The sequence below is a fragment of the Marinobacter sp. L-80 genome (assembly GCF_056859395.1).
Window position 1 is genome coordinate 182,375 of record NZ_JBSXOI010000075.1, and the last position, 26,660, is coordinate 209,034.

General features: G+C 58.4%; 25 protein-coding genes. 12 read left to right on the plus strand and 13 right to left on the minus strand.

The genetic code is table 11. The features are described from left to right. Positions 1–66 precede the first annotated feature (66 nt). A complete protein-coding gene (locus AC13E3_RS17900) occupies positions 67–1,686 on the minus strand; it encodes an ATP-binding protein (protein WP_273156355.1) in 1,620 nt (539 codons plus the stop codon). A 22-nt stretch (positions 1,687–1,708) separates the two neighbouring features. Continuing rightward, a complete protein-coding gene (locus tag AC13E3_RS17905) occupies positions 1,709–2,446 on the minus strand; it encodes a response regulator (protein ID WP_014576254.1) in 738 nt (245 codons plus the stop codon). Between the two features lie 246 nt (positions 2,447–2,692). Here AC13E3_RS17905 and AC13E3_RS17910 point away from each other — a divergent pair, with 246 nt between their 5' ends. Then, the gene (locus AC13E3_RS17910; RefSeq protein ID WP_053114618.1) at positions 2,693–3,454 is read left to right on the plus strand and encodes a GNAT family N-acetyltransferase; all 762 of its coding nucleotides are present in this window, start codon (positions 2,693–2,695) and stop codon (positions 3,452–3,454) included. Positions 3,455–3,471: 17 nt separating this feature from the next. Beyond that, the gene (locus AC13E3_RS17915; RefSeq protein WP_075267665.1) at positions 3,472–4,332 is read left to right on the plus strand and encodes a lysophospholipid acyltransferase family protein; all 861 of its coding nucleotides are present in this window, start codon (positions 3,472–3,474) and stop codon (positions 4,330–4,332) included. On the opposite strand, the gene AC13E3_RS17920 is transcribed toward AC13E3_RS17915, so the two are convergent. The 4 genes from AC13E3_RS17920 to AC13E3_RS17935 form a co-directional block, all read right to left on the minus strand. After that, on the minus strand, positions 4,250–4,720 hold the full coding sequence (locus AC13E3_RS17920) for an FKBP-type peptidyl-prolyl cis-trans isomerase (RefSeq protein ID WP_008176279.1): 471 nt from the start codon (positions 4,718–4,720) through the stop codon (positions 4,250–4,252). The genes AC13E3_RS17915 and AC13E3_RS17920 overlap by 83 nt on opposite strands. Continuing rightward, positions 4,720–6,930: an acetyl-CoA hydrolase/transferase C-terminal domain-containing protein gene (locus AC13E3_RS17925; RefSeq protein ID WP_482902314.1), complete on the minus strand. Its 2,211-nt coding sequence runs from the start codon at positions 6,928–6,930 to the stop codon at positions 4,720–4,722. The genes AC13E3_RS17920 and AC13E3_RS17925 overlap by 1 nt, the downstream gene beginning before the upstream one ends. 127 nt (positions 6,931–7,057) lie before the next feature. After that, positions 7,058–7,381 carry a hypothetical protein gene (locus AC13E3_RS17930; protein ID WP_008176283.1) on the minus strand — a complete coding sequence of 108 codons (324 nt, stop codon included), beginning with the start codon at positions 7,379–7,381 and terminating at the stop codon, positions 7,058–7,060. Between the two features lie 226 nt (positions 7,382–7,607). Then, positions 7,608–8,645: an NADP(H)-dependent aldo-keto reductase gene (locus AC13E3_RS17935; protein ID WP_008176285.1), complete on the minus strand. Its 1,038-nt coding sequence runs from the start codon at positions 8,643–8,645 to the stop codon at positions 7,608–7,610. Between the two features lie 126 nt (positions 8,646–8,771). Between AC13E3_RS17935 and AC13E3_RS17940 the strand changes: the two genes are divergently transcribed. After that, on the plus strand, positions 8,772–9,980 hold the full coding sequence (locus AC13E3_RS17940; RefSeq protein WP_008176287.1) for a glycosyltransferase family 4 protein: 1,209 nt from the start codon (positions 8,772–8,774) through the stop codon (positions 9,978–9,980). Then, on the plus strand, positions 9,946–10,494 hold the full coding sequence (locus AC13E3_RS17945; RefSeq protein WP_062785572.1) for a phosphatase PAP2 family protein: 549 nt from the start codon (positions 9,946–9,948) through the stop codon (positions 10,492–10,494). The genes AC13E3_RS17940 and AC13E3_RS17945 overlap by 35 nt, the downstream gene beginning before the upstream one ends. On the opposite strand, the gene dinB is transcribed toward AC13E3_RS17945, so the two are convergent. Then, positions 10,491–11,555 carry a DNA polymerase IV gene (gene dinB / locus AC13E3_RS17950; RefSeq protein ID WP_482902315.1) on the minus strand — a complete coding sequence of 355 codons (1,065 nt, stop codon included), beginning with the start codon at positions 11,553–11,555 and terminating at the stop codon, positions 10,491–10,493. The two genes, AC13E3_RS17945 and dinB, sit on opposite strands and share 4 nt — an antisense overlap. 115 nt (positions 11,556–11,670) lie before the next feature. Here dinB and AC13E3_RS17955 point away from each other — a divergent pair, with 115 nt between their 5' ends. From AC13E3_RS17955 to minE, 5 genes are all read left to right on the plus strand, one after another. After that, positions 11,671–11,949 carry a DUF1244 domain-containing protein gene (locus AC13E3_RS17955; protein WP_008176293.1) on the plus strand — a complete coding sequence of 93 codons (279 nt, stop codon included), beginning with the start codon at positions 11,671–11,673 and terminating at the stop codon, positions 11,947–11,949. Further along, positions 11,949–12,338, plus strand: coding sequence for a HopJ type III effector protein (locus AC13E3_RS17960; RefSeq protein WP_482902316.1), 390 nt, complete (start codon positions 11,949–11,951; stop codon positions 12,336–12,338). Before AC13E3_RS17955 ends, AC13E3_RS17960 begins: the two co-directional genes overlap by 1 nt. Continuing rightward, a complete protein-coding gene (minC, locus tag AC13E3_RS17965; protein ID WP_482902317.1) occupies positions 12,335–13,096 on the plus strand; it encodes a septum site-determining protein MinC in 762 nt (253 codons plus the stop codon). The genes AC13E3_RS17960 and minC overlap by 4 nt, the downstream gene beginning before the upstream one ends. Positions 13,097–13,173: 77 nt before the next feature. Beyond that, complete coding sequence (gene minD / locus AC13E3_RS17970) at positions 13,174–13,986, plus strand: septum site-determining protein MinD (protein WP_064227084.1); 813 nt, start codon at positions 13,174–13,176, stop codon at positions 13,984–13,986. 3 nt (positions 13,987–13,989) lie between these two features. Then, positions 13,990–14,241, plus strand: coding sequence for a cell division topological specificity factor MinE (minE, locus tag AC13E3_RS17975; protein WP_064227083.1), 252 nt, complete (start codon positions 13,990–13,992; stop codon positions 14,239–14,241). 42 nt (positions 14,242–14,283) lie between these two features. Here the strand turns inward: minE and AC13E3_RS17980 are convergent, their stop codons facing one another. Further along, positions 14,284–15,291, minus strand: coding sequence for a DUF2804 domain-containing protein (locus tag AC13E3_RS17980; RefSeq protein ID WP_482902318.1), 1,008 nt, complete (start codon positions 15,289–15,291; stop codon positions 14,284–14,286). A 137-nt stretch (positions 15,292–15,428) separates the two neighbouring features. Here AC13E3_RS17980 and AC13E3_RS17985 point away from each other — a divergent pair, with 137 nt between their 5' ends. The 3 genes from AC13E3_RS17985 (at position 15,429) to AC13E3_RS17995 (ending at position 18,147) form a co-directional block, all read left to right on the plus strand. After that, complete coding sequence (locus AC13E3_RS17985; RefSeq protein ID WP_008176305.1) at positions 15,429–16,163, plus strand: START domain-containing protein; 735 nt, start codon at positions 15,429–15,431, stop codon at positions 16,161–16,163. 82 nt (positions 16,164–16,245) lie between these two features. Beyond that, the gene (locus AC13E3_RS17990) at positions 16,246–16,737 is read left to right on the plus strand and encodes a CBS domain-containing protein (protein WP_008176308.1); all 492 of its coding nucleotides are present in this window, start codon (positions 16,246–16,248) and stop codon (positions 16,735–16,737) included. A gap of 24 nt (positions 16,738–16,761) precedes the next feature. Continuing rightward, on the plus strand, positions 16,762–18,147 hold the full coding sequence (locus tag AC13E3_RS17995) for a PhoH family protein (protein ID WP_008176310.1): 1,386 nt from the start codon (positions 16,762–16,764) through the stop codon (positions 18,145–18,147). Between the two features lie 76 nt (positions 18,148–18,223). Here AC13E3_RS17995 and AC13E3_RS18000 read toward each other — a convergent pair whose 3' ends face one another. The 5 genes from AC13E3_RS18000 to AC13E3_RS18020 form a co-directional block, all read right to left on the minus strand. Next, positions 18,224–19,918, minus strand: a complete 1,695-nt coding sequence (locus AC13E3_RS18000; RefSeq protein WP_053114609.1) for a methyl-accepting chemotaxis protein — start codon at positions 19,916–19,918, stop codon at positions 18,224–18,226. 154 nt (positions 19,919–20,072) lie between these two features. Next, positions 20,073–21,425 carry a sigma-54-dependent transcriptional regulator gene (locus AC13E3_RS18005; protein WP_092030297.1) on the minus strand — a complete coding sequence of 451 codons (1,353 nt, stop codon included), beginning with the start codon at positions 21,423–21,425 and terminating at the stop codon, positions 20,073–20,075. After that, a complete protein-coding gene (locus AC13E3_RS18010) occupies positions 21,422–23,236 on the minus strand; it encodes a sensor histidine kinase (RefSeq protein WP_288367791.1) in 1,815 nt (604 codons plus the stop codon). Before AC13E3_RS18010 ends, AC13E3_RS18005 begins: the two co-directional genes overlap by 4 nt. A 116-nt stretch (positions 23,237–23,352) precedes the next feature. Continuing rightward, positions 23,353–25,542 (minus strand): TRAP transporter permease, encoded by a 2,190-nt coding sequence (locus AC13E3_RS18015; RefSeq protein WP_014576235.1) that lies wholly within the window; start codon positions 25,540–25,542, stop codon positions 23,353–23,355. Positions 25,543–25,632: 90 nt separating this feature from the next. Next, positions 25,633–26,610 carry a TAXI family TRAP transporter solute-binding subunit gene (locus AC13E3_RS18020; RefSeq protein WP_008176323.1) on the minus strand — a complete coding sequence of 326 codons (978 nt, stop codon included), beginning with the start codon at positions 26,608–26,610 and terminating at the stop codon, positions 25,633–25,635. Between the last annotated feature and the right edge of the window lie 50 nt (positions 26,611–26,660).

The following is a 26,660-nucleotide window of genomic DNA, read 5'->3' on the forward strand; positions in this document are numbered from 1 at the left end:
CGCCAAAAACTTCAGTAGTGCTTGTGTAGCTGCTTTGTTACATCAGGTGAGGCGATGGGGTCTGGCTCACACAATGGAGTCCACCGGTTTTTTTCTGGGCCAGACCAGGCTGAATTTTGCACCGCCAAGCGTGTCGCTCCTGCTGACGAAGGCGTGCCCTCCGTGCCAGTAGAGAATCCGGCGAACAATAGACAAACCCAGGCCGTAGCCGCCGGAGGTTCGGGTACGGCTGTCGTCCAGTCGGGCAAACGCAGTAAACACTTTCTCCCAGTCTTCCTCGGGAATGCCGGGGCCATCGTCTTCAACGTCAACGCGACAGTTGTCCTCGTCGAAATGACAGCTCACCAGCACCTTGCCAGCCGCGTAGCGTCCCGCGTTGCCTACCAGATTCTGGATCGCCCGATGCAGGTAGCGAGGCTCAATATCCGACAGCGCCCAACGTTCCGAGACCTCATCAATGTTGCCTTCGATACTCAGCTCGGGCCGGACCATCTGCTGCTCAGAGACCACCTGGCGGACAATGTCGGTTACCGATGTTTCCTGCAGCGAGAAAACCGGGCCGCCCTGCTCCAGCCGCGCATAGGTCAGGATCTCATCAATCAGCTCGTCCAGTTCCTGGATATCGCCATCAATACCGTCCAGTTGCCTTTGCAGGGCAGCCTCGTCCTGGCAGTCCTCGATCATCTGGACGCCAAAGCGGATACGGGCCACGGGAGTGCGCAATTCGTGCGAAACCGCGTGGATCATTTCCCGCTGCACCTGCACCAGGCGCTGTATGTGTTCGGCCATGCCGTTGAATGACGAGGCCAGACGGGTTACCAGCGTTCCCTCGCCCGCCTGGACCCGGGCGCTCATTTCTCCACGTGCGATTCGAACCGCTACCGACTCAACGGTTCTGAGATTGCTGTCCACTTCCCGGAGCGCGAGGAAAACGGCAACGGCCAAAACCCCGCCAAGCACCAGGACCAGCAGCAGGACAACCGGCCAGGCCCAGGGATCAAACCCCGCGGGCATGTCAATCCGGTACAACTCACCGTCGGATAGCTGAACGATCACCCGTCCGCAACCGTCTGATTCGTCGGTGTAGAAGGCAAGGCCCCGCTCGGCGACCTGGTCCAGAACGTCAGAGTCCGGCAGCAGGTCGGCGTCGTCCAGGGTCTGCACTTCGACATTGAGAGAACGGGCCATTTGCGAGGCAACATTGAGACGGTCATCCGCAGAGGCTGAATCAAGATGCCACCGGAAAATCAACCCAATGGTTTCTGACACATCCCGGTAGGGCTCGTTCAGACGCAGCTGCAGGATTTCTCCGCTCAGTCCGGTTACCAGAACCCGATACCCTACGTCACTGTCGATGCCAACCACCTGGCCGTAGCCAAGTCGCTCCAGAGCCACCGGTGACAGGTTGAAACGGGAAGCAGCCCCCATGCGAAGATCAACCGCCGAACTCAGCCAGTGGTATTGCTGTAATGGTGCCGGGGCCGCAGCCAGCCAGCGCATCAGTGGCTCGGGGAAGCGTTCATGCCAGAATTGGGAGCGCACCGAGTTGATCCCGGTGAACAGCAGGACACATAAAAAAACAACCAGCGCGGTCAGGCCGGCAAGGCGGGCATAAAGCTTGAGGAAGAACTTCAGGGGCATGGTACCAACCCTGGCATGGAACACCGGTATGCGGGCGAATGGCACACCGGCTCCAGAGACTGAATCATCAGGCTTCCTTTACGAACAGGTAGCCTTTACTACGAACGGTCTTGATGCGTCGCGGATGGATGGGGTCATCGCCAATCTTGGGTCGAATCCGGGAAACGCGAACATCAATGGATCGATCCTGACCATCGTATTCAATACCACGCAAGGCGGTGAAGATTTCTTCCCGGCTAAGCACGCGGCCCGCGTTGCTGGCGAGCAACCAGAGCAAATCAAATTCGGCGCTGGTCAGATCAATGCTTTCTTCACTCAGCCAGGCCTCCCGCATGGAGCGGTCGACAACCAGATCATTGAACTGGAGGCGCACCGGTTCTTCGCCCCCTGCCTCGTCCGCCGACCCCGAGCCGGTTTCGGTCACCCGACGCAGCATGGCGCGAATCCGTGCCAGCAGCACCCGGGGTTTGACCGGTTTGCCAATATAGTCATCGGCACCCATTTCCAGACCCAGGACCTGGTCCAGATCGTCGGTTCGGGCAGTCAACATGATGATCGGACCGGAAAAGAAGGGGCGCACCCGTCGGCAAATGGAAAGCCCATCCTCGCCAGGCAACATGAGATCCAGAACCACCAGATCCGGCTGCTCGTTACGGATCCGCTCTACCGCGGCACCACCATGAGTTTCCAGGGAGACGGTCAACCCGTTGCTTTCAAGGTATTCGCGGGTTAACTCCGCCAACCGCTCGTCGTCCTCGACAATCAGAATTCGCCAACTTTCGTTTGTCTGTTCCACGCCATCCATCTCTGGTTTTGTTATTCCGGTTTCAGGTCATTCTGTGTACCTGACGATACAGGCAACCTGCTGTAACAGCAATTATACATGCTATTCAGAAATATACATGGAACCGCTGCTTCGTTACACCCTGTGACAGAGCTCCCGTAACCGCCAATCGGACCCCGATGTCACAGACACGTCACCTGGTGGTCACCGATGTGTCATACCGGCTTCATAGGCTTGTCGGGAAATGGAAACAAAAGAGACGACGCCATGACCACACAAACCGCGAAAGCCCGCCGCAGCGCCCGTCGCCTGAAAACCGACATGACCCGGTGCCCCAGACAGGTCGAAGCAGCCCAGCGACTGCGTTACCGGGTGTTTTCGGAAGAGTATGGCAGCGACCTGGGCGCACAGACGCCAGGCATCGACGCCGACGAGTTCGACACCGTGTGTGACCACCTGGTCGTAACCGACCTGGATTCCGGCGAGCTGGTAGCGACCACGCGAATCCTGCATCAGGCAGACACGGCAGCCGTTGGCGGCTTTTATTCGGCCGGGGAGTTCGACCTGAGCGCCCTGGAGAGACTCCCTGGCACCATAGCCGAGCTGGGGCGCACTTGTGTTCACCCGGATTATCGCAATGGCGCGACCATCAGCCTGCTCTGGTCGGCAGTGGCCGAATATCTGGTTGAGCGCGGTGTTGACTACATGATTGGCTGCGCGAGCATCGGCATGTCTGACGGAGGCCTGAAAGCCTGGCGCATCGCCCGCCACCTCCAGAACGAGTACCTGGCCGATCCGGCCTTTCTGGTAAAGCCACTTCGCGCGATGCCGCATCTGACCCACACCCGGGACAGCGATCGACCGGTGGACGTTCCTGCGCTGATCCGAGCCTACATGCGTCTTGGTGCCCGTGTCTGCGGTGAGCCCTGCTGGGATCCGGATTTTCGCTGTGCCGACCTGTTGGTTGTGCTGGAGGTCAGCAAACTGGCCGGCCGCTACAGCCGGCACTTCATGCGCTCGGCATCCTGAAGACGGGAGTCTGTGAGATGAGCTGGCTGAGACTCTGCGTTCGGATCACTGCCTTTATGGCTTTTCTGGCAGCCACCACGATGCTGGCCGCCGGTTTGAGGGTCAGTGAAGTGGTTACCCGCAAAGCCATCGATCGGACACCCTGGGCCAGATTCTGTTTCCGGTGGGCCTGCCGGTGCCTGGGACTGCGTATACACCAGCATGGCTCACCCTCAGACGATACCGTTCTGTTCGTCAGCAACCACATCAGTTGGTCAGATATTCCGATTCTGGGGAGCCTGGCACCGATCCGGTTCCTGTCGAAAGCCGAGGTTGGCCAATGGCCGGTCATAGGCTGGCTGGCACGACAGGCCGGCACGCTTTTCATCCGGCGGGGAGGCGGTCAGGCCCGCCGCGTTCGGGACCAGATTATTGAGAACTTGCAGGCTGAAGAGAATGTCCTGGTCTACCCGGAAGGAACCACCAGCGCAGGTCTGACGGTATTGCCGTTCCATGGCCTGTTGCTCAAGGCCGCTCCAGAGAGCAGAACGCCGGTACAGCCGATCACCATTGCCTATCGCCGGGAAGGCCGACCCGACCATCTGGCTCCCTTCATTGAGGATGATGAGTTCCACCACCATTTGTTGCGGATGCTAGCCCAGCCTTCTGCCCGGGTCGACGTAGTCTTCCACGAACCTTTACACCCGTCGGAAAAGATACCGGCCGGAGAGTTCGCCGCCAGCCTGAGAGAGACCGTTCTGGAAGGACTGACCCGAATATACCGTGGTGAATACGACAGACCGGCAACCGAGTGCCTCAGAACAGGGGACGACCCTGGGCTACCTCATCTTCCGTCGCTTCACGGCGGCCAACGATCTCCAGATCAAAGTACAGGGTAAAGCCCGCCAATGGGTGATTGGCGTCCACCTTAACCAGGTTGCCATCAATCCCGACAACCTGCACGATCTGCGCTTCATCGCCCGTGTTGGTCTGGAACTTCATGCCAATCTGCAGGTTCTCGATGCCTTCGAACAGTGAACGTGGCACCTTGCGCACCAGCTCGGGCTTGTGCTCACCGTACGCCATGGCCGGCGGCACCGTTACCTCCAGGCAATCGCCCACGTTGCGGTCTTTCACCGCCTGTTGGATCCCTTCAATAATCTCGGGACTGCCATAGACGAAGTGCAGGGGCTCACTGCCTTCGGAAGTATCAACCAGCTCGCCGATCTTGTTCTTCAAAACATAGTGAACGGTAAAAACGTCGGGTCTTGCTTGTGAAGCTGTCATCAGGTTTTCGAGTTTCCTGTATCCGGTGGTGTTTCGAGCTGTTGCAGGCCATGAATAACCAGTCGCTGATCCAGCTTGTCCCGCAATCCTGAAGGGTTACTCAGGCCCATGCGCTCAAGCAGGGACCCGTAACGGCCTTCGTCATCCCGGGCCCGGAGGGCCTGTAACAGAGTGGACAGTTTACCACGGCGAGTGGCCGTTGCGGCCTTGAGCCCCTTAAGGGCTTTCCCCAACGTCAGCTCCTCATCGGTAAAGTCCCTGCCAAACGGGAACGGAGGGAACAGGCTGGCATCTCCCGCAGCCGCAACGGCACGACGGATGGCTTGCGGGGTATTGTTACACCAGTCGGCAGGCAGCTTGAACGCAGGATCCACCTTGCCCGCCTTCTGGGCTTTTTTCAGAAGCTCCTGCTGGAACCGGGAGTCGGCAATGCGGATCAGCCTCAGGAAAACCTGCTCGTCGGACTGCCCTCTCAGATCGGCAATCCCGTACTCGGTAATGACTATGTCCCGCAGATGGCGGGGTATGGTGCAATGACCATAATTGAACACGATATTGGACAGTACCTTGCCCTGGGATGACCGGGTGCTGCGCAGCGACAGGATCGAACGTGCGCCCGGCAGCTCGTGAGCCATGGCAACGAAGTTGTACTGGCCACCGACGCCACTGACCACACGACCATCTTCAAGACCATCCGATACGCCAGCACCGTTGAGGGTGTACATCATAGCCGAATTGATGAACCGGCCATGAACGCGCTGCGCCGCTTTCAGCTTCTGGTCTCCGAACCGGTGGTCATACAGGTGGTTGATGAAGTTCACGCTGGTCATGCAGATTTTTGCACGCTGCTCGTCGGTCATTTCCCTGAGGTACTGGTAAAACTGCTCGGGACCAACGTAAAAACCGCCGTGCATGGCGATACCGCCAGTCAGCCGTTCCCCGAGGATGAGGGTTTGGATGGCCTGCCGGGCCTCCGGATTGTCCAGATCACCCTCGACCGACTGATCACCAATACGTAACCGGCCGCCCTTGAACTCGACAGCTTCTTTAAAGATGCCGTGCTGGACCAGCCAATGAACATCCTTTGCCCGCAACGGGCTATCAATAAGCTTTTCGCGCCGCAGGACATCGAGGGTTGCGAGAGACACTTCGCTGGGAATATCACCGCGATTGATCAATGTCTGCAGACCGGCGTGATCGTATACCTCGCGGGTAAGGATGCCTTCCTGCATCAGGTACAGGAAACCATCCACCATCATTTCACTACAGCCATAAAGCCCCTCCTCGAAGGGGCCGGTGCCACCGTCCTCGCGAACGACGGGGAAATGCTGATCAACCTGGAGATGGTCAAACACCTGCCGCCAGGCCTTATTGTGACTGTGTCTGAGAATGGCACTGTGGACCAGGGCCGCGCCCAGTGAGCCGATGCCAACCTGGAGCGTACCGCCGTCCTTCAGGAGGTTACTGGCGTAGAATCCGATCAGGTGGTCTTCCGGGCTGACCGACATCTGGGGCGCTGAGAACAGCGGATAGTCTCCCGAAGGCTGATCAAGCAAGACATCGAACCGGTCTGCTTCAATCGCCGCATGATGGCCAAACCAGGGAAGGTTCTGGTTCATCTCGGCCACCAGCGCCACCGGCGTGCCAGCCGCCTCGCGCTCACGGAGCAGGGGAATCAGGTCCAGCGTCAGATCCGGGTTGCAGCTCAGACTGACCTGGCCGGGCTGCCCATGGGCCTCGCCCGGCGACACCATCTGGGCGACGACATTGACACCCACCGCCATCAGATCGCGAACGGCATGAGTATAGTTGGTACACACGTAATGCCGCTGCTGGGAACGATTGTTCAGATAACTGCCGGCTTTGAAGAAAAACTCCGAGACCTGAACATTCTCAGGAAGACGGTTTGCCGATACATCCTTGGCATAGGCCAGTTCAGGAATCCGGCCATAGAGGCGCTCAACAAAAGGCCCCATGAAACGCTTTTCCAGCGAGGAGCCGCCCTTTGGCGCCAGCAGCGACAGTGCCGTAACAATGTGCAGGCTGATTTCCGGATCGTCTTTCGCCCGCTGGTATAGCGCATTAACAAAGCGAACCGGTTTTCCGAGCCCGAGCGGCAAACCGAGAGTAATCTCCTTGCCAACCCGGCGAATCACCTCGTCAACACAGGCGTTCACATCATTTGATAACTGCCCTCTATCACCCGCCATTACCAAGCTCCTTATTGGCTAATCAGCATGTTAACGGAGATGATCACACGAGCATCGGGCACAGACAATGCGCCAGATCATGATTCTGGGGTTTGATGATACTGCCGGGTGCGGGGAATTGCGGGGTTCAGAAGTTCCACTTCAGGTTCAGGCAGGCACCCTCGTTCAGGAGCGCAATGCCATGGTCGGCCTGGGCCGGATCTGACGCATAATGCTTGCCGGAGTGCTTCGAACGGGTGAAGGTAAGGCTCAGCAGGCGGGAACCGATTTCGGCAAACGCATCGGAACTGTCCTCGTCAAAATCACCGGAAACCCGTTCCTGGATTTCGAAAATCTGCTCGCTGGCTGTCTTGCTTTCGACCTGTTCGAAGACGCGCTCGGATGCTTCGGCGCGAACGACGAAAGCAACAAGATTGAGAGCGAGTAACGCAACAAAGATTCGAATAATCATGACACTGCCTGAGACCTTTTTTCCGACACGGGAGTCTACGGATACCTTAGGCTTAAGTCTAATGATTAAGAGCCGGAAAAATGTGAATCTGCACACAAAGACGCCGACTTTTTGTCACGGCATCAGCATCTTTTTGTCAATTTATGATCCCCGATATTTCAGACTGTAACAGCACCCCCGGCCAGCGCCTCTCAGCCGGGGGTTCAAGCCAACCAAGCCGGCGGGCTCAGGGGCAGGGGTAGGTGAATTCCTGATGAATGGCCTCTATCGCTTCCAGTACCTCGGGGCTCAGGGTGACCTTTGCGGACCCTATGTTTTCCCGCAGCTGCTCCATGGATGTTGCTCCGATGATATTGCTGGTCACAAAGCTACGGCTGTTCACGTAAGCCAGCGCCATCTGGACCGGAGACAATCCGTTCTGCCGAGCCAGCTCAACATAGGCCTGGGTGGCATCCATGCCACGACTGCCGGTGTAGCGACTGAAACGCTCATACAGGGTCATTCTGGCTTTTTCAGGCCACTTGCCGCCCAGATATTTGCCGGAGAGCATGCCAAAAGCCAGCGGTGAGTAGGCGAGCAAACCGGCCTGTTCCCGGTGGGCAATTTCCGCCATCCCCACCTCAAATGAACGATTCAGGAGGTTGTAGGGATTCTGGATACTGGCCACTCTCGGCCAGCCTTTCTCGCCGGACAGACGAAGGTACTCCATGGTGCCCCAGGGCGTCTCATTGGACAGTCCGATGTGCCGGACCTTCCCGGACCGAACCAGATCATTCAGCGCTTCGAGTGTTTCCTCGATCGGCGTGAAAGATTCTTCCGGGTTGTGCTCGTAACCGAGCTTGCCGAAAAAGTTCGTGCTGCGATCCGGCCAGTGCACCTGGTACAGATCAATGTAGTCGGTCTGCAGGCGTTTCAGGCTGGCGTCGCAGGCTTCCATAATATGATCCCGGGTCAGGCGCGGACCATTACGCAGGTACTTCAGTCCGTTGCCCGGTCCCGCCACTTTCGACGCAATTACCAGTTCGTTGCGGTTGCCCCTGCTTGCAAGCCAGTTTCCCAGGTAGGTCTCGGTCAGCCCCTGGGTTTCCGCCCGGGGCGGCACAGGGTACATCTCTGCGGCATCAATAAAGTTGATACCCTCGGCGACTGCGTAATCCAGCTGTTCAAATGCTTCCTTTTCGGTGTTCTGCTCCCCCCAGGTCATGGTGCCCAGGCAAATCAGGGTAACGTCGAGATCGGTCTTTCCAAGCTTTCGCGTTTGCATATCGTCTCCGATTCGGTTCGGTTAACGGGTAAAGGGAATGTCACGGGAGTGTCGCATAACTGTCATGCCGGCTTTTCATAGTAGGGGCATGTCAAAGGAAGCACAGGAAACACCGTGACCGAGACCATGCAGGCCAACCGGCGCTCACAACACATTACCATTGTTTCGGAGACTTTTCCGCCGGAAATCAATGGCGTGGCAAACACGCTCAGGCAGCTTTGCCAGGGGCTGATGCAACGTGGGCACCGGGTAACGGTTATACGGCCGCGACAGCAGCATGAGCGCAAAGGCCACTTTGCCAGTGCTGGCGAGGCACTCTTCTCCCGTGAACATGTGGTGACCGGATTGCCGCTACCCGGGTACGCCGACCTGCGCTTTGGCCTCGCCCGAACCGGCCATCTGAAAAAGCTCCTGACCACTGACCGCCCCGATGCCGTCTACGTTGCCACTCAGGGCCCGTTGGGCGTTGCGGCGACCACAGCCGCAAGGCAGATAGGGATTCCGGTCAGCTCGGGCTTCCACACAAATTTTCACAGTTACAGCCGTTATTATGGCGTCGGCATGCTGGAGAGGCTGCTGTGCCTCTACGGTCGATGGTTCCACAACCGCACGGCCATCACCCTGGTGCCGACTCGAAAAATGCAGCAGACAACCCGCGCCATGGGTATTCCGGCGACCGGCCTCTGGAGTCGGGGCGTGGACTGTCATCGCTTTACTCCCCACAAGCGAGACAGCGCACTGCGGGAATCCTGGGGCTTACAGGCCAATGACCGCGCCATTCTGTATGTCGGCCGGCTTGCACCGGAAAAGAACCTTCGGATGGCGGTTGCCTGCTTCGAACGTATTCGCGGCCTTCACCCCCAGGCCAGGTTCATACTGGTTGGCGACGGCCCGCTACGGCGCCAGCTGGCTGAACGCCACCCCGATTACGTGTTCTGCGGCACCCGCCGGGGCGACGACCTGGCACGCCATTTCGCCTCAGGCGACCTCTTCCTGTTTCCGAGCAAAACCGACACCTTCGGCAACGTGGTGCTGGAGGCAATGGCCAGCGGACTGGGCGTCGTCAGCTTTGACGACGCCGCCGCAGCCGAACACATACGCCACGAAGAAAACGGCATGAAGGTGCCTCTGGACGAGGATGAAGCATACGTCGACAGCGCTCTCCGCCTGGCCGATCAACCAACCTTGCTGAACCGGATCAGGGCCCAGGCAAGGCTGGACGCTCTGGAACAGAACTGGAACTCGCAGATCGAACAATTTGAACAACTGGTTTTCAACCAAACCGCAAAGGCCGGATACCATGCCATCAACAAGCAAAGCATCTCGCTTCTTTGAACTGGCAGACCAGCGGGAAGTCGCTTTCTGCCAGTCTATTAACCGCGCTGTTCAGTTCCGGCCCGCCCTCGGGTATTTCCGACTGGTCAGCCGACTCGGCGACGGCTGGTTCTGGTACGCACTGATTCTGTTCATCCCCTTTCTCCGACCGGAATCCGGGCCAGGGCTGGCACTGCTTATGGCGTTGACCGGCCTCACCTGCACCCTCAGCTACAAGTTACTGAAGCGCTGGCTCATCCGTGAACGTCCATTTATATCCTTTCCCGCCATCAACTGCGGCACACCGCCCCTGGACCGCTACAGCTTCCCGTCCGGCCACACGCTGCACGCTGCCTGCTTTCAGGTCATGCTGACCGTGGCGGAACCGGCGCTGGCTCTCATCGTGCTTCCGTTTACGTTGAGTGTGGCGGCATCGAGGGTGGTGCTCGGCCTGCACTACCCCAGCGATGTCGCTGCCGGCGCCCTGATCGGTGGCCTGATGGGTTACGCGGCCATGAGCTGGCTGCACTTCTAATCGAACAGACGCAACTGGGTAACCGGCGCATCATCATTGCGGAAACGCACACCAAGACCCAGCAGCCGCACCGGCCGCTCCCGGTTAGTGACCAGCTCAGCCAGCAGTGGCAGATAATCATCCAGAGCCGGCTCTTTGACCTGCTCACGAACCCGCTCAAGGGTATGGGTTGAAAAATCACTGTAGCGGATCTTGATGAAGAGTTTGTGGATCGGTTTTCGGCGGGCCTTGCGCGACAGGCGAAGGTTGAGATCCGCAACCAGTGAGGCCATGACGGTCTGGCAGGCGGCCATATCTGGCAAATCCTGGGAAAACGTTCGTTCCACGCTTACCGACTTGGCAATCCGCGATACCACCACCGCCCGCTCATCCCGGCCGTGGGCCATCTCGTGGAGTCGATAGCCCTGCTTGCCGAACCGATCAATCAATACATCGGGCCCGAGCGCCTGCATGTCGCCGCAGGTCTTGACCCCCAGAGCATGCAGTTTCGAGGCGGTCACCTGCCCCACTCCGAACAGTTTTTCGACAGGCAACGCCTGCACGAAACTCCCAACGTCCTCAGGGCGAATCACGAACAGCCCGTCCGGCTTTTCCCAGTCACTGGCAATCTTTGCGAGAAATTTATTGGGCGCCACGCCGGCGGAAATAGTGATACCGACTTCCTGGCGCACCCTCTCCCGAAGGTGGCGAGCCATAAGCGTGGCACTGCCCTTGTGATCGGTCACATCGGAGACGTCCAGAAAGGCCTCGTCCAGAGAGAGCGGTTCCACCAGGTCTGTCAGTTCCCGCAGGATAGCCATCACCTGCTGTGAGACCGCCCGATACTGGCCCATATCTGTTGGCACCGTCACCAGCCCCGGGCAGAGCCGTCGCACTTCGCTGCCGGGCATCGCCGAACGCACACCGTACGCGCGGGCCTTGTAATTGCAGGTGGTTACCACGCCCCGGCCACCATCACCACCCACTGCCAGCGGCACATCCCGGAGGCTGGGATCGTCCCGCATCTCCACGGCCGCGTAGAAGCAGTCACAATCCACATGGATGATCTTGCGTTGTGGCATAATCAGGGGGCTCGCGTCGACTTTCTGTACATTTATACAGCCTTGTATCTTAAGCTAACATGCAGAGAATGTCAGGAACCCCAACAACCGGCGCATCAACCATTGCGAGGCCACCATGAGCAACCCGATTCCTGAAGCAGAACGCACCGAAATTGAAGCCGCAGCTTTTCGTCGCCTGGTCAAACACCTGCGTGACAACACCGATGTGCAGAACATTGACCTGATGAACCTCGCGGGTTTCTGCCGCAACTGCCTGTCCAAGTGGTACCGGGCAGAGGCAGATGAGCGGGGTTTCGAAATCTCTGATCCGCAAGCCCGTGAGGAGATTTATGGCATGCCCTATGAGGACTGGAAAGCCCTCTACCAGACAGGCCCCAAGCAGGATCATAAATAATGAGTGTCAATGATGCCGTGAGGATCCACCTGGCATCCCTGGACGCTGGTCATGCCAGCTTCAAAGACTCCCTGGCGCTGATCGAAGAGCATTTTGAGTACCAGCCCTGCGGCTTCCGCAACGGCCCGCTGGTGAACGCGGAGGGCGAGAACGCCGGGTCCTGCCGGATCTTTGGCCTTGGCCAGTACTGCAACCTGAGCGAAGTCGACACGCTCAAACTGTTTGCCGAGCACTATCAGCAGGTTCTGGACGACCCGACCGGCGAGAGCCATGGCAACATCCGCCAGTTTATCAGCACCGGGTGGTCAGGCATCCGATTCGAAGGCGTGCCACTCCGGCAGCGCCCCAACCCAACAGACAACGTGACCAGGGAAGAGACGCCTTCATGAGCGATACCGCCACCTCCGGGGTAAAACAGGGTTTTCAGCTAAAAAGCGCCAGCGTGTCCATGACCGCCCTGGAGCTCTACTATTTTGACGACGGCGAGTTCGAAGAAGTTTTGCGGGACAAGATCAGCCAGGCCCCCGGCTTCTTCAAGGACATTCCGCTGATCATCAGTCTGGAGAAATACCAGGGGCTGGACAGCGAACTGGATTTTTTCAAGATGATCGGCACCTGCCGGCGTAACCACATCCATGTGATTGGCGTGCGCGGTGGCACCGACGACCAGCGCCGTCTCGCCCGGGGCGCTGCACTGGCCTTGCTGCCGGGCAACGGCCAGCGTGATCGCACCCATGAAGCCGAACAGGCGGCCGCGGAGGAAGCAGAAACCGCGGCTGTTGCTGCCCCGACGGGCGCTGCCGGCGACCCGCCCCCGGCCAAGATCATCTCCCAGCCGGTGCGCTCCGGCCAGCAGGTCCACGCACCGGAAGGTGACCTGGTTATTCTGGCGCCGGTGCAGGCCGGTGCCGAAGTGCTTGCGGCAGGCAACATCCATGTTTACGGCCCCCTGCGGGGGCGGGCGCTGGCCGGCATCCATGGCGCAGAATCCGCACGGGTTTTCTGCCAATCCCTGGAAGCGGAGCTTGTGTCCATCGCGGGACACTATAAAATCTCCGAGGATCTTCAGGAAAATGGCTGGAAAAGCGCTGTGCAAATCCAGCTCAGGGACGACCTGCTGGTGGTAACGCCACTGGACAAGGCCTGATATTGGAGCTGAATACAATAACTTGACCGGATAATTCGGCAGACACGACGAATCCACCGAGAAACAGGAACAGAACCTTGGCTAGAATTATTGTCGTTACCTCAGGAAAGGGCGGCGTTGGCAAAACCACCACCAGCGCCTCGATCAGCACCGGCCTTGCCAAGCGGGGCCACAAGACAGTAGTCATCGATTTTGACGTGGGCCTGCGCAATCTGGACCTGATCATGAACTGCGAGCGTCGCGTGGTGTACGACTTCGTCAACGTGATCCAGGGCGAAGCCTCCCTGAACCAGGCCCTGATCCGCGACAAACGGGTCGATACCCTCTACATTCTTCCGGCCTCCCAGACCCGGGAAAAGGAAGCACTGACCAAAGATGGTGTCGAGAAGGTCATCAACGAGCTTTCCGAGACCTTCGATTACATCGTCTGCGACTCCCCCGCTGGCATTGAGCATGGCGCGCTGATGGCGCTGTATTATGCCGATGAGGCAATTGTGGTCACCAATCCCGAAGTATCCTCCGTCCGGGATTCGGACCGCATTCTGGGCATTCTGCAGAGCAAGTCCCGCCGTGCCGAAATGGGCCAGGACCCGGTCAAGGAACACCTGCTTCTGACCCGCTACAACCCCTCCCGGGTTGAAAAGGGCGAGATGCTGTCCGTGGCGGATGTGGAGGAGATCCTCGCGATTCCGCTGCTGGGTGTCATTCCCGAAAGCCAGATTGTACTGAATGCGTCCAACCAGGGCTTGCCCGTTATCCTCGAAGAGGACAGCGATGCCGGCCAGGCCTATGAAGACGCAGTCGCACGCCTGCTGGGCGAGGAACGGGAACACCGTTTCATGACGTCCCAGAAGAAGGGTTTCTTCTCACGGATGTTCAAGGGGGGCTAAGGGATGAGTTTCCTCGATTATTTCAAGGGCAAGAAAAACAAATCCGCAAGCGTTGCCAAAGAACGCCTGCAGATCATCGTCGCCCACGAACGGGGCCAGCGCGAGCAGCCGGATTACCTGCCCCAGCTTCAGCAGGAGCTGCTTGAGGTTATCCGCAAGTACGTTCAGATCAGCGACGACATGGTTCAGGTTGAAGTGGACCGCAACGAGAGTTGCTCGGTACTGGAGCTGAACGTCACGCTACCGGAGCGATAAACCGTGTGATCTGGCCTGTCCCGGATGGGGCAGGCCATCTCTTTACCACCTTGCGAAGTGGTCTTCCATCAGGCCCGGCAGACCTTTTACCTCGATTTTCCCGCCAGCCTCGTCCGTCACCGTTCCATTGAACGTGCCCACGTACTGCCGGAAGTTGGATGCCAGCACCCAGGCGTTCAGTTTTTCCTTGCGCACACCGGCGGGGACAAAGTGCAGATCGACCCGACCATCCTCCGTGCTTACATGCCAGTCGCCGCCTGGTTGATAACGATCAAATCGAAACCTTGCGGCGCCCAGTTTGTGGCAGACGCCATCCAGCCAGAGCGCATTTTCCGTCATTCCCGTCTCATTGACCCCTGCGGCCAGGTTCAACCCCACGGACCGGCCATCCGCAAGCTGGCCGGCCAGGCAGGCCCAGTTCCAGGCCGTTTCCCGGCGCATGAAGCCACAACTCCAGTCGATGGATCCCCGAGTCTGCTCGTCGCAGCGCCAGATACGATGATCCCAGCGCACTTCCCCTTCCACCGGCAAGCCTGCCGACTTGCGGGTAAATACCCAGCCATTGTAGCCAGCCGGGCATACCAGCCGAAGCGGGTCCCGATCCTCTGAAAGCGTCAGTTCAATACGGATACCTCCCGGGGCCGAGACCGTAATTGTCCGGCCATCCGCGGAAGGCGCAATTCGCACGGCTACGTCGCCCTTGCTGAACCTTGTCACCCCTTCCTCTGGCCGGGGCTCAATGCAGGTTTGCCGGGCCAATGGCTGAAGGAAAGACTGCTCCAACATCTGGCCAGTCTCGAAGTCATAGAGATAGAAGAATCCGCTGCCCAGCAGTTTCAGATCCACCACCGCCAGACCAAACACCCAACCCGGGCCCATGGCGCTGACAAACTGGAACTGGTTGAACCGCCAGCGTCTTGCCAGCTTTGAACGCGGGCGGTCCATCACCGTACGCAGGTCATAGTCCAGATAGTTGATCTCTTCTACCGGTTCATCCAACAGTCCCGGAATCACCTGCCCTTTGCCGTTGATAAGTTTCTTAATGGTCATAGTCGTCGTCAGATCGGGCCAATTTCGGTTACCAAATCAACAGGTCGCTACCTGGTTCACAATCCACTGTTTCCGTGGCCATGCCGGCAAAAGCCCCATGCTAGACTCGGCCCACCATCTGCAAGGAAGTGTACCCTATGAGAAAGAGCATAGCCCATGGCATTACGGGCTGGGCCTCGGTGCTCAGTGGGCTGGTCTGTGCGTTGCTGGTGTTTGCCGTTGCCGCCAGTGCCCGTGCTGAACTGCCCAGTGAAAGCGACGAGGCGTGGACGCTACGCAAGGAAGCCGATCACATCCGGGTCTATACCATCGAGCAGCCAGGCTCCAGCTTCAAGGCCTTCAAGGCCGTGGCGGTGCTCGACGCGCCTATCGAAAACCTGATGGCTGTGATGGCCAACCCCGGTTCCTGCATCGAGTGGGTGCACAACTGCACGGAATCCCATGGGTTTGGCAATGGCGTGTTTCAAGATCGCTTTGCCTATTCCGTGAATGACATGCCCTGGCCGGTTACTGACCGCGACTATGTCCTGCGCATACGCACACGGGGTGATCAGGCCTCCGGTGAGATCGTCATGGATCTGAACGCCATGCCCGATCAGCGGGCGGAAAACAGCAGCCGGGTGAGAGTCGATCGCTCGGACACCCTGTACCGGTTCACACCAGAGGGGGAGAGCACCCGGATGGTGTGGGTCCAGCACACGGACCCCAACGGAGCGCTACCCGGCTGGCTGGTGAACTCCCTGCTGGTGGATATTCCCGTGAGGTCGATGGAAGCGCTGGAACGCGTTGCCAACAGTAAAAAGTACCAGGGGTACCAGCTAGTTTATGACGAGCAGGGCCAACTGACCGGCCTTCGCATGAACAAACCCTGAGTCCCGGCGCACAGTAAGGGATGACGCGCGGAGTATCACGCGCTAAGCTTTATGAAAGGACTCTAGAAGGCAGCCCAGATCAATGACCGTTCTCGCCTACGAGATCATGACACCCAGCATCAAGGCCGTCCCGCAATCCTGGACCATGGACCGGTTGGCCCGCTTCCTCACCGACAACGAGATAACCGGCAGCCCCGTCACCGATGACGACGGCGAAATTGTCGGCATTGCCACTCTTAAAGACATCACCGAATTCCGTTGGAACGCCACGCGCTCCGATGCGGACCGGCATCTGACTCCCGAAGAGCGGGAGGAAGCCCGACGCCTGCGAATGGTGATCTTTGAGGAAATGGGCAAGGTGCCGGTAGAAGTCCGGGACATCATGACCCCCATCGTTTTATCGGTTGACGAGAAGACGCCGGTGCGCGACATTGCGAATATCATGATGCGCGAGCACCTGCACCGGATTTTTGTCACCAATGATTCAAAAATTACCGGCATCATAACGACTTACGATATGCTGAAAGTGATCTCGGATGAGGAACTCACGCAACGCTGCGCCGATAACGACTGAGCCACCAGAGAGGTAGCGCCACTTATGCCCAGAGCACCGCAAGCTCGCCGAAAGATGTACGTCCTCGACACCAACGTCCTGATCCACGACCCGAACGCCCTCCTCAACTTTGAAGAACACGATGTCATCATCCCGATGACGGTCCTCGAAGAACTCGACAGCCTCAAATCCGGCAAGCAAGCCGTGGCCGCTGACTGCCGTCAGGCCATCCGCAACATCGATAAGTTGCTGGGCGATGCCAGCCCGAAGGTGATCGAGAAAGGTGTTCCCATCGTGCGTGGCAAGAAGGCCGAACCCCTGGGCACTCTTTCGATCCTGATGAGCACCGGTGACAGTGGCAACAATTCGCTGCCAGAGCATCTGAACGACAACAAGATCATCAACACCCTGGCTGCTCTCCAGAACCGCCACAAGTCCCGGGACATTATCCTGGTGTCGAAAGACATTAACATGCGCCTCAAGGCAAGGGGCTTCGGCGTCGAAGCTCAGGACTACCACAACGACCAGTTGCTCGATGACATTGATCTTCTGCCCAAGGGCTACCGGGAATTCCCCAACTCCTTCTGGGACACCATCGAGAAAGTGGAGACTGTTCAGCGGGAGGGTTCGACCGAACATATCCTCAAGCGGGAAGGCGAGCTGGCGAAGCTGAACATCAATGAATTCGTCATCGATCAAATGGGCTTCGTCGGCAAGGTGGTGGACCTCTCCGACGACCAGTTGATCATCAAGGACCTGCACCAACACGACCTGATGAACGAGGAAGTCTGGGGCCTGGTTCCCCGGGACATCTATCAGGCCATGGCGCTGAACCTGCTCCTGGACCCGGACATCCACCTGGTCAACCTCACCGGCTCCGCCGGCTCGGGCAAAACCATCCTGGCGCTGGCTGCGTGTATCGAGATGACCGTGGCCAGCAAGCTCTACAAGCGCATTATTGCCACCCGCTCCACCCAGGGCCTCGACGAGGACATCGGGTTCCTGCCCGGAACTGAAGCCGAGAAAATGGAGCCCTGGCTGGGCGCCATCGTCGACAACCTGGAAGCCCTCCACGAGGACGACGAGAACATGACCGCCAGCGTCGACTACATCCTCAGCAAGGTGCCCCTGCACTTCAAATCCATGAATTACATCCGGGGCCGCAGCTTCCAGCACAGCCTGATCATTATCGATGAATCACAGAACCTGACGCCCCATCAGATCAAGACCATCATTACCCGGGCTGGCAACGGGTCAAAGGTGATCTGCCTCGGCAACCTTGCGCAGATCGATACGCCCTACCTGAGTGCCCTGAGTTCGGGCCTCACCTACATGACCGAACGATTCAAGCGCTTTCGACATGGCGCCCACATCCACCTGCAGGGTGTTCCCCGGTCGCTACTGGCAGAATTTGCCGAAGCCAATCTCTGACATTGGCGAGCATTTAAAGAACGAAAAAAAGGGGCAGAACCCGAGTTCTGCCCCTTTTTCACTTAATCAGTAATGCCTACACCCGATACCGACTGACCTGCTCTGACATCTCGGACGCCAGGTTCTTCAGCCGTTGAGTTGCATCTCCGGCCCGACGGGTTCCCTGCGCCGTCTGTTCGGTAATCGCGACGATCTCATGCACGTTCTGATTAATGGTCTCGGAAACGCTGGTCTGCTCTTCGGCTGCGCTGGCAATCTGTGTATTCATGTCCGTGATCGTTGCCACAGCCTGACCAATGCGCTGCAGCGCATCGTTGACCTGCCGGGTTTCTTCCACGGTCGCTTCGCTGCGCTCACTGATGGAAGCAATTACCTTGACCGCATTCCCTGCCCCAGACTGAAGCCGCTCAATCATATCCTGGATTTCCTGGGTGCTCTGCTGGGTCCGGCGAGCCAGCGTTCGAACTTCGTCAGCCACCACGGCAAAACCCCGACCGGCCTCGCCGGCCCGTGCCGCTTCGATCGCAGCGTTGAGGGCCAACAGGTTGGTCTGATCAGCAATTTCGCGAATGACCTCCAGTACGCTATCAATCCGGCGAGAGTCAGTGCCAAGCTGCTCGATAACCCGAACGCCCTCTCCCACCTGCTCGGAGAGCCCGCCAATAACTTCGGTAGCCTGATGTACCAGGCCCTGGGCATCGCAAACCTGTCCATTGGCATGATCGGCGGCCGTGGAGGCTTCACTCGCGTTGCTCGCAACCTCCTGGGCAGCTGCGGTCATTTCGTTCATCGCCGTTGCCACCTGATCACTCTCGGATTTCTGTCGCTCGACGCCCTGCTCGGCTTCAGTCATGACCTGGTTCAAATCAGCCGTGGCCTCGTTCAGCGTGCGGGTAGACGACAGCACGCGTTCAACCAGTCCGTGCACCTGGTCGGCGAAACTGTTAAAGGCAGTCGCCAACTGTCCAAGCTCATCCTTGCCGGAAACGTCAAGACGACGGGTCAGGTCGCCATCGCCGCTGGCGATGTCATTCATTGCCGACACGGCCGATTTCAGGGGCCGAATGATGCTGCGGACCACGATCAGGGCAAGCAGGACGATCAGCGCCAATGCGACAAGTGAGGTGCTGACTGAGCCTATCACGGCGTCCTCGAGTGAAGTCCCCACCTGGCTTTCCATCGCCGCTACCTGGGCCTCAAGGCCGTCAATCCAGAAGCCGGTGCCGATCATCACACCCCACTTGGGCAGCATTTCCGCATAGCCCAGCTTGGGCGCTACTTGTCCGGTTTCGCTGTTTTTCCAACCATAAGGCACATAACCGCCGCCATTGCGCGCCGCCTTTACCAGCTCACGAATCAGGAAGGTTCCGTTGGGATCCTGGAAGTCCCAGAGATTTTTGCCTTCCAGAGACTGGTTGACGCCGTGCATCACATTGACACCCCGGGTGTCATACGCAAAAAAATAACCGGTGCTTCCCGAATCGTTAAAACGAAGCTGTCGCAGGATCTCCCACGCTTTCTCGCGCACCTCCGGATCGTCTGCGGACCCAGGCTGATTATAGAGATGCTCGATGGAAGACTTTGCAACGGCCAGATAATTCTGCAGTTCCTGGCGTTTACTCTCTTCCATATCGGAGGAGAAACCGGCAACGGCCTCTTCGCCAATAGCACTGGCCTGGTTAAGGTTGTAACTGGTCAGGAATGCCGTGAGCACAATCACCGGCACCAGGGCCAGCAACAGTACCCGTGTCTGGATGGTCAGGTTTTTCATGACTGGTCGTCTTTTTGGTTAAGTGATCAATTCGCCGGGCGATCCGGCATGGAAAAAGTCGCAGAGACTACGCAAAAACCGGGGGCAATATCATTGATGATACTGCGTAGTTTGTTTCCAGCCTGTAACCATGCCGGTAAATTTTTGTTGCTCATCAATCCTTGAACTGGGCTTTGTCCAACCCATGCTTGCGCATCTTGTCGTACAGGGTTTTCCGGGCAATACCGAGCTGGACCATGGTGTCCTTGATGCTGCCATGACTGGCATTCAGGGCGCTGATAATGGCAGAACGCTCGAAACCGTCCATCATTTCGGCGAGCGTCTGTCGACCCGCCACATTGGCCGTATCCGCAGGTTCGTTCTCATCCAGCGCTGCCGGCCCCAGCAGGACATAACGTTCAGCCAGGTTCCGAAGTTCGCGAACGTTGCCGGGCCATGAATGTTGCATCAGCCGGGCTGCCTGACCAGCATCAAGCGGTATGCTCTCCCGATCGTAACGGGCCGCGGCAATCAGCACGAAATGATGGAACAGCAGCGGGATGTCCTCTTTCCGCTCTCTCAACGGCGGGATGTCAACTTTGACCACATTCAGCCGGTAATAGAGATCAGGCCGGAATTCGCCGTCGTCACTGAGTTTTTTCAAATCCGCCTTGGTGGCGGCAATGATCCGGACATCCACCTCCTGAACCTGATTGCTGCCCAGACGCTCGACCCGTTGTTCTTCCAGCACCCGCAGGAGTTTCACCTGCAAGGGCACGGGCATACTCTCAACCTCATCCAGGAACAGGGTGCCCTTGTGGGCGTGCTCGATCTTGCCGATACGGCGCTTTTCAGCCCCGGTGAACGCCCCGGCCTCATGGCCAAACAACTCGCTTTCAATCAGGTTCTCGGGCACCGCGCCGCAGTTGATTGCTACAAAGTTGTGGGCACTGCGTCCACTGTTCTCATGAATGTATCGGGCCAGCGCATCCTTCCCGGACCCAGTTTCCCCGTGCAGAAGAATATTGGCCGAAATATCGAGGATGGGATCAACGGTCGCCATGACCTTTTGCATCAACGGCGAATCCCCCAACATTCGTGGACCGGGTCTGGCCAGGTGTCGCAGCTGTGCTTTCAGTCGACGGTTCTCGAGGGCCAGATGCCGTTTTTCCAGGGCATGACGGAGCAGTTCAATCAGTTCATCATGATCAAACGGCTTCTCGATAAAGTCGTAAGCGCCCTGCTGCATGGCCGTTACTGCCGTGCTTATGTCGCCCTGCCCGGTAAGAATGATCACGGGAATGGTGTTATCGATAGCTCGAAGCCGGTCCAGCAACTCCAGGCCGGTCATCTCCGGCATGTTGTAGTCGCAGAGAACCACGCCGTCGTAGTCGGCGTTGATATGTCCCAGCGCCGATGGCGCATCTTCGAAGCAGCTGACCGGCAACTCCTCCAGGGTCAGTGTCTGGGCAATAGCCTGGCGGATGTGTGGATCGTCGTCCACAAAGATTACCGAGGGTTCTGTCATTCCATGGCCTCCCGCTTCTTGAGGGTTACGACGAATTCTGCGCCCGGCCCATCCCGGCGGTTACGACCGGTCAGGCTGCCACCCAGCGCATCCACAATCTGGCGCGATATGGAAAGCCCAAGACCCAGTCCCTGCTTGACCGATTTGGTGGTAAAAAAGGGCTCGAAAATCTGTTCGGTGTCGCCCTGCAATCCGGGCCCGTTATCGCGCACCAGGCATTTCCAGTGCTGCTCGGTTTCTTCTATATCAATCCGGATTTCCGGCCGAGCACCACCCTCTACCGCCTGAACCGCGTTCGCCATCAGGTTAACCATAACCTGCTCTATCCGGATCAGGTCACCGTGGCACATCACCGGCGAGTCCGGACGGTGCCACTGGATATCGATTTCCGAGCTCGATTGCTGGGCAACGATAATTTTCAGGGATGCGTCAATCGGTTGCCGGAGATCCACCACCGCTGGCGGGCCTTCGGATTTGCGCGCAAAAACCTTGAACTGCCGGGTCAGCTCCGCCATCTTGTCACACAGCAGGATGATTTCTGACAGGTTAGCATCCACCATCTCCCCGGCACCTTTCTCAAGGAAGCGGCGGCTGTTTCGGGCATAGGTCTGAATGGCCGTCAGAGGCTGGTTCATTTCATGGTTGAGGCCCGCGGACATCTGACCCAGCACCGCCAGTTTTGCAGCCTGGATCAGCTCCTGCTGTGTTTCCCGCAGCTCGGTTTGGGTGCGTTCTCGCTCCCGGATCTCCTCCACCAGTTTGCGATTGGAGTTCTCCAGGTCTGCGGTTCGCTCGGCCACGCTTCGCTCCAGCTGCTCGCCCCGAAGAGCCAGTTCAGCCTCGCGCCGGTAGCGCTCGCGCAGGTACAGCCAGGTCAACAGGCCACCAAAGAACAGCGCTGCCCCACCGACCGCAAAACCCAACCGGGTCCAGACGACCGAGCGAGTGCTCACCATGACTTGAAGCGTCCAGTCCATCCTTGGCAGAGGCGTGCTTACGCTCAGATATTCCCGGGGTTTGCCACTGTCCTGGATACGGACCGTTGCTGACTGCTCGAGAAGCCCCCATGGGGTTCCCAACGTTTTCAGTGCCATTGGCGTCAAATCACGGCCTGGATAACGCCGGCGGGAATACTCGTCGGGCACGGCATCGGCCATCCCCGAGAAATTGCGGTAAAGCCAGTCCTGCCTGCTCGCGAGAAAACTGATGCCATTATGATCAAGCACGACCATCTCCGCCTCTCGCAAGCCAGTAGGGCGATCCCATTGGGATTCCAGTTCGTGAACCAGAACCTTCACGGCGACCACCCCGATAATCTGGCCGCCCTCGTCCCGAACCGGATGCGAGAAATACAGACCCCGAACGCCAGACATCAGGCCGAGGGCGAAATAGATCGCCGAATCGCCCGACTCCATCGCCTCATAGAAATACGGCCGGAAATTGAAATTCCGCCCGACAAAACTGTCTGGCTGCAGGTAGTTGTTGGCTGCGATCGTCAGGCCGCGAGTATCCATCAGGTAGACATCCGAACTGCCTACGATAGTGGCCATGCGCTGCATCTGTTCATTGGCCGAGAGAATAGCAGAGGGATTGTCAGGCGCCTCCAGCGCCCGCTGCAGTAACGGATGCTCGGCCATCAGCTCGGGCACCGGGAGATATCGGTTCAGTTCGTTGGCCACCAACTGGCGATACCGGAAGGACTCCTCCAGGCTCTCCTGCTCCACCTGCCGGTATCCAACCCAGCCACCGAGCAGCCAGGCGGCCACCAGGGTCGCCACGAAAAGGAGAAAAACGCCAATACGGTAAGGCATAGGGTCCGGTTCCCGAAAAACCGCGGAAAGCCGCTAGAGTATAGCCAGGCCGGGTGCAGAACAACCGTGCGATGCTTCCATGGCACGGTTGTTCTGACCCAGACAGCAAGCCCCCGTTACAGGGCGCCAGCTGTGGCAAGGCGAGTTTTACGCTGCTTCTGGATGACGAACGCCAGGACCGCCAGGGCAATACCGGTGAGATCCGTCCAGAGCCCTCCCTCGATCATCAGCAACGCGGCCGCAATCAGCAGGAGTCGCGTTATCCAGGACGCGGAAATGCTCGCAAACCAACCGAGCACGCCGCCAGAAAGCATGTAAACGCCAAAGGTTGCGGTTACCAGCGCCCTCGCGATCTCGAACCAGCCGGCTTCCATCAACAACGCGCCGTTGTAGAAGAACATGAAAGGCACGATGAAGGCTGCGATGCCAATCCGGAACGAGGCCACGGAGGTTTCCATGGCGTTGGCGCCCGATATGCCTGCAGCGGCATAGGAGGCCAGCGCAACCGGCGGTGTGATCGCGGAAACTACAGCGAAGTAGAACACGAAGAAGTGCGCCGTCAGCGGTTCAATACCCAACTGGACAAGGCCGGGCGCGACCACTGAGGCAGCTACCGCATAGGCCGCCGTGGTCGGCATCCCCATACCCAGTAGAATGGAAATGAACATGGCGAAGATCAGCGCCAGCAACTGGCTCGTGGCCGCAACGTCCAGCAACAGCACAGAGAAGCGCGCGCCCACTCCCGTCAGCGAAATCACGCCCACGATTACCCCGGCCGCTGCGCACACCACGATAATCTGGATCGCCATATAGGAAGCAATTTCCAGTGCCTGAAGGATATGCCGCAGACCCATCTTGTTGGGTGACAGCCAGCTCACGACCGCGGCAGAAACGGTCGCCAGGGTGCCGGCCCGGATCACCGAATAGCCCATGAACAAGGCGACAATCAGGATTATGATCGGCACGAACAGATAGCACTGCTTCATCATGGTTCTAAGCTTTGGCAGCTCGTCTTCACGCATGCCGCGCATGCCGGTCTTGGCGGCTTCAAAATCCACCATGAAGTAGACCGAGGCAAAATACAGGATCGCCGGAATGATCGCCGCGATGGCTATCTCGGTGTAGGGAATGCCGGTAATCTCCGCCATGATAAAGGCGCCGGCGCCCATGATCGGCGGCATGATCTGACCACCGGTGGACGCGGCCGCCTCGACAGCGCCTGCGGATTGCTTGCTGTAGCCCACCTTCTTCATCAATGGAATCGTCAGGGAGCCGGTGGATACCACGTTGCCGGCACTGGTGCCGTTGATCATACCCATCAGGCCCGATGCAAAGATCGATACCTTGGCCGGGCCACCCCGGGAACGGCCGGCCGCCGCAAAGGCAAAGTTCACGAAGTAGTCACCCACCTTCGAGGACTGCAGGAAGGCGGCAAAAATGATGAACAGAATGATGTATGTCGAAGACACCGCCGTGGTCGGCCCAAGGATTCCGGCATCGGTATACACCTGACTGAAGAAACGCTGAACCGAAAGCCCCGGGTAACCGAGGAAACCTGGCAGGTAGGGTCCTGCGAAAACATAGGCCAGAAACACCAGACCGATGATCACCAGTGCCATCCCCGCCACGCGCCGGGTAAGTTCCATGATCAGGGCCGTGCCGGCAATGGCTGCAAACGAGATACCCACCGGCGCAAAGGAGGTGCCGGTCGACATCCGCATGGACGTGTTATAAACCACCAGGAAATAGGCGGCCACGGCCAGCGAGCAGACTATCAACACCAGGTCGGGCACACTGAATACCGATCGCTCGCGCTGATGAAACCAGCTCATGACAATGCCAACACCGGTCGCCGCCAGCAGCGGCCAGCCAAAGTGCCACACCTCCAGTTCGACCGGAATCCGCATGGCGCCGTTCTGAACCATCTGCCAGAACGAAAATGTCTGATACAACACATAGAGAGCCGGCAGCATGGCACCGGCACTGATCCAGGTTGTCCACCGGTGGCGTGCGCCGCCCTCTTCCGATGACACAAACCGGGCGCCGGCAAACAGAACGAAACCCAGCACCAGGGCACCGGCAATGTGCACAATCCGGAACGACCAGGTTTCCAGGGGCGCTATGTTCAGGGAATACAGGTGAAAGGCTGAATAGGCTATCGCCAGCAGCGCGACGAATTTCAGCAGGCCGCCTTCGAAAAGCCGGCGGTTGGCTTCGACCGGTTCCTCGTCCACGTTGTGCGCGAGTACATGGTCTTCGCCCACTTCAATGTCCGGAAGGTCTTTGGAATCTTGTTCGGTAGTCATGACACACCCTGCTTGCAGGCAAATCGGAGCCAGAACTCGGCTGGCCATACATTGCAGGAGGCTGCAGGGCAGCCTCCTGCTCGAGCACTGTTACTTGATCTGGCTGTCTTCGATCGGGTAACCATTCTCGTTGAACCAACGCGCAGCGCCCGGGTGCCAGGGCAGGACGTTGTTCTTTGTGTAGTTCTCGGGTACCGAGTTACGGGCCGCCTTGTGAATGGAGACCATCTTGTCGTTGTTCTCCATGGTCAGCTTGGTGATTTCATACACGAAGCTTTCAGATACATCACAGTTGACCATCGCGAAGTTCCACATGGATACCACGCGGGAAGGCGCATCCAGGGACTGGTAGGTGGACGCCGGAATGATGAACTCGGACACCGGGAAGTTGCTGATAATGGTCTCGGCCTCGGCATCGTTCATACCGATGATGTTCACGTCGGTTTGCACTTCCAGCTGGCTGACCGCAGGAATGGGAATACCGGCGGCGAAGGCAACCACATCAATCAGTCCATCCTGAAGCTGACCGCCCAGATCAGACCAGCTGCCGTTGCGGCGTTCGAAGTTCACACCCAGGGTCTCCATCATGCGCGGAAAGTAGGTGTCCGAGGTGGAGCCCGCCGGACCAAAACCGATCGTGGCGCCATCAGGGATATCGGCGATGGAAGTAATGCCAGAGCTGGATAGCGCGGTCACCGAGAACGGTGTTTCGTACATCGGGAACATGGCGCAGACGTTGTCCATCTTCATGCCCGGCGCAAGCGGGCTGTTACCGTCCATGGATTCCCGAGCCGGGCCCATGGTGGTCAGGCCAAACTTCAGGTCGCCGGTGTGCACCAGCGCCATATTCTGAACCGGTCCGCCGGTGATCTCGGCACCACCGGAAACGCCCAGGTTTTCAGCCACAAAGTTCGCCCAACCGGAACCGTAGGCAAAATAGGTTCCACCCTGACTGGCGGTACCAACGGTGAAGTTGCTCGGCCAGTCCGAACGATCCTGGGCTGTTGCGGGGGTTGCGACTGCGAAGGTGGAGGCAAAGGCCACCGCCATTACGGCTTGGGTTTTCATAAGGAATGCTCCCGATTCATTTTGTTTGTTGGGTGCTCAACGAAGCTCTA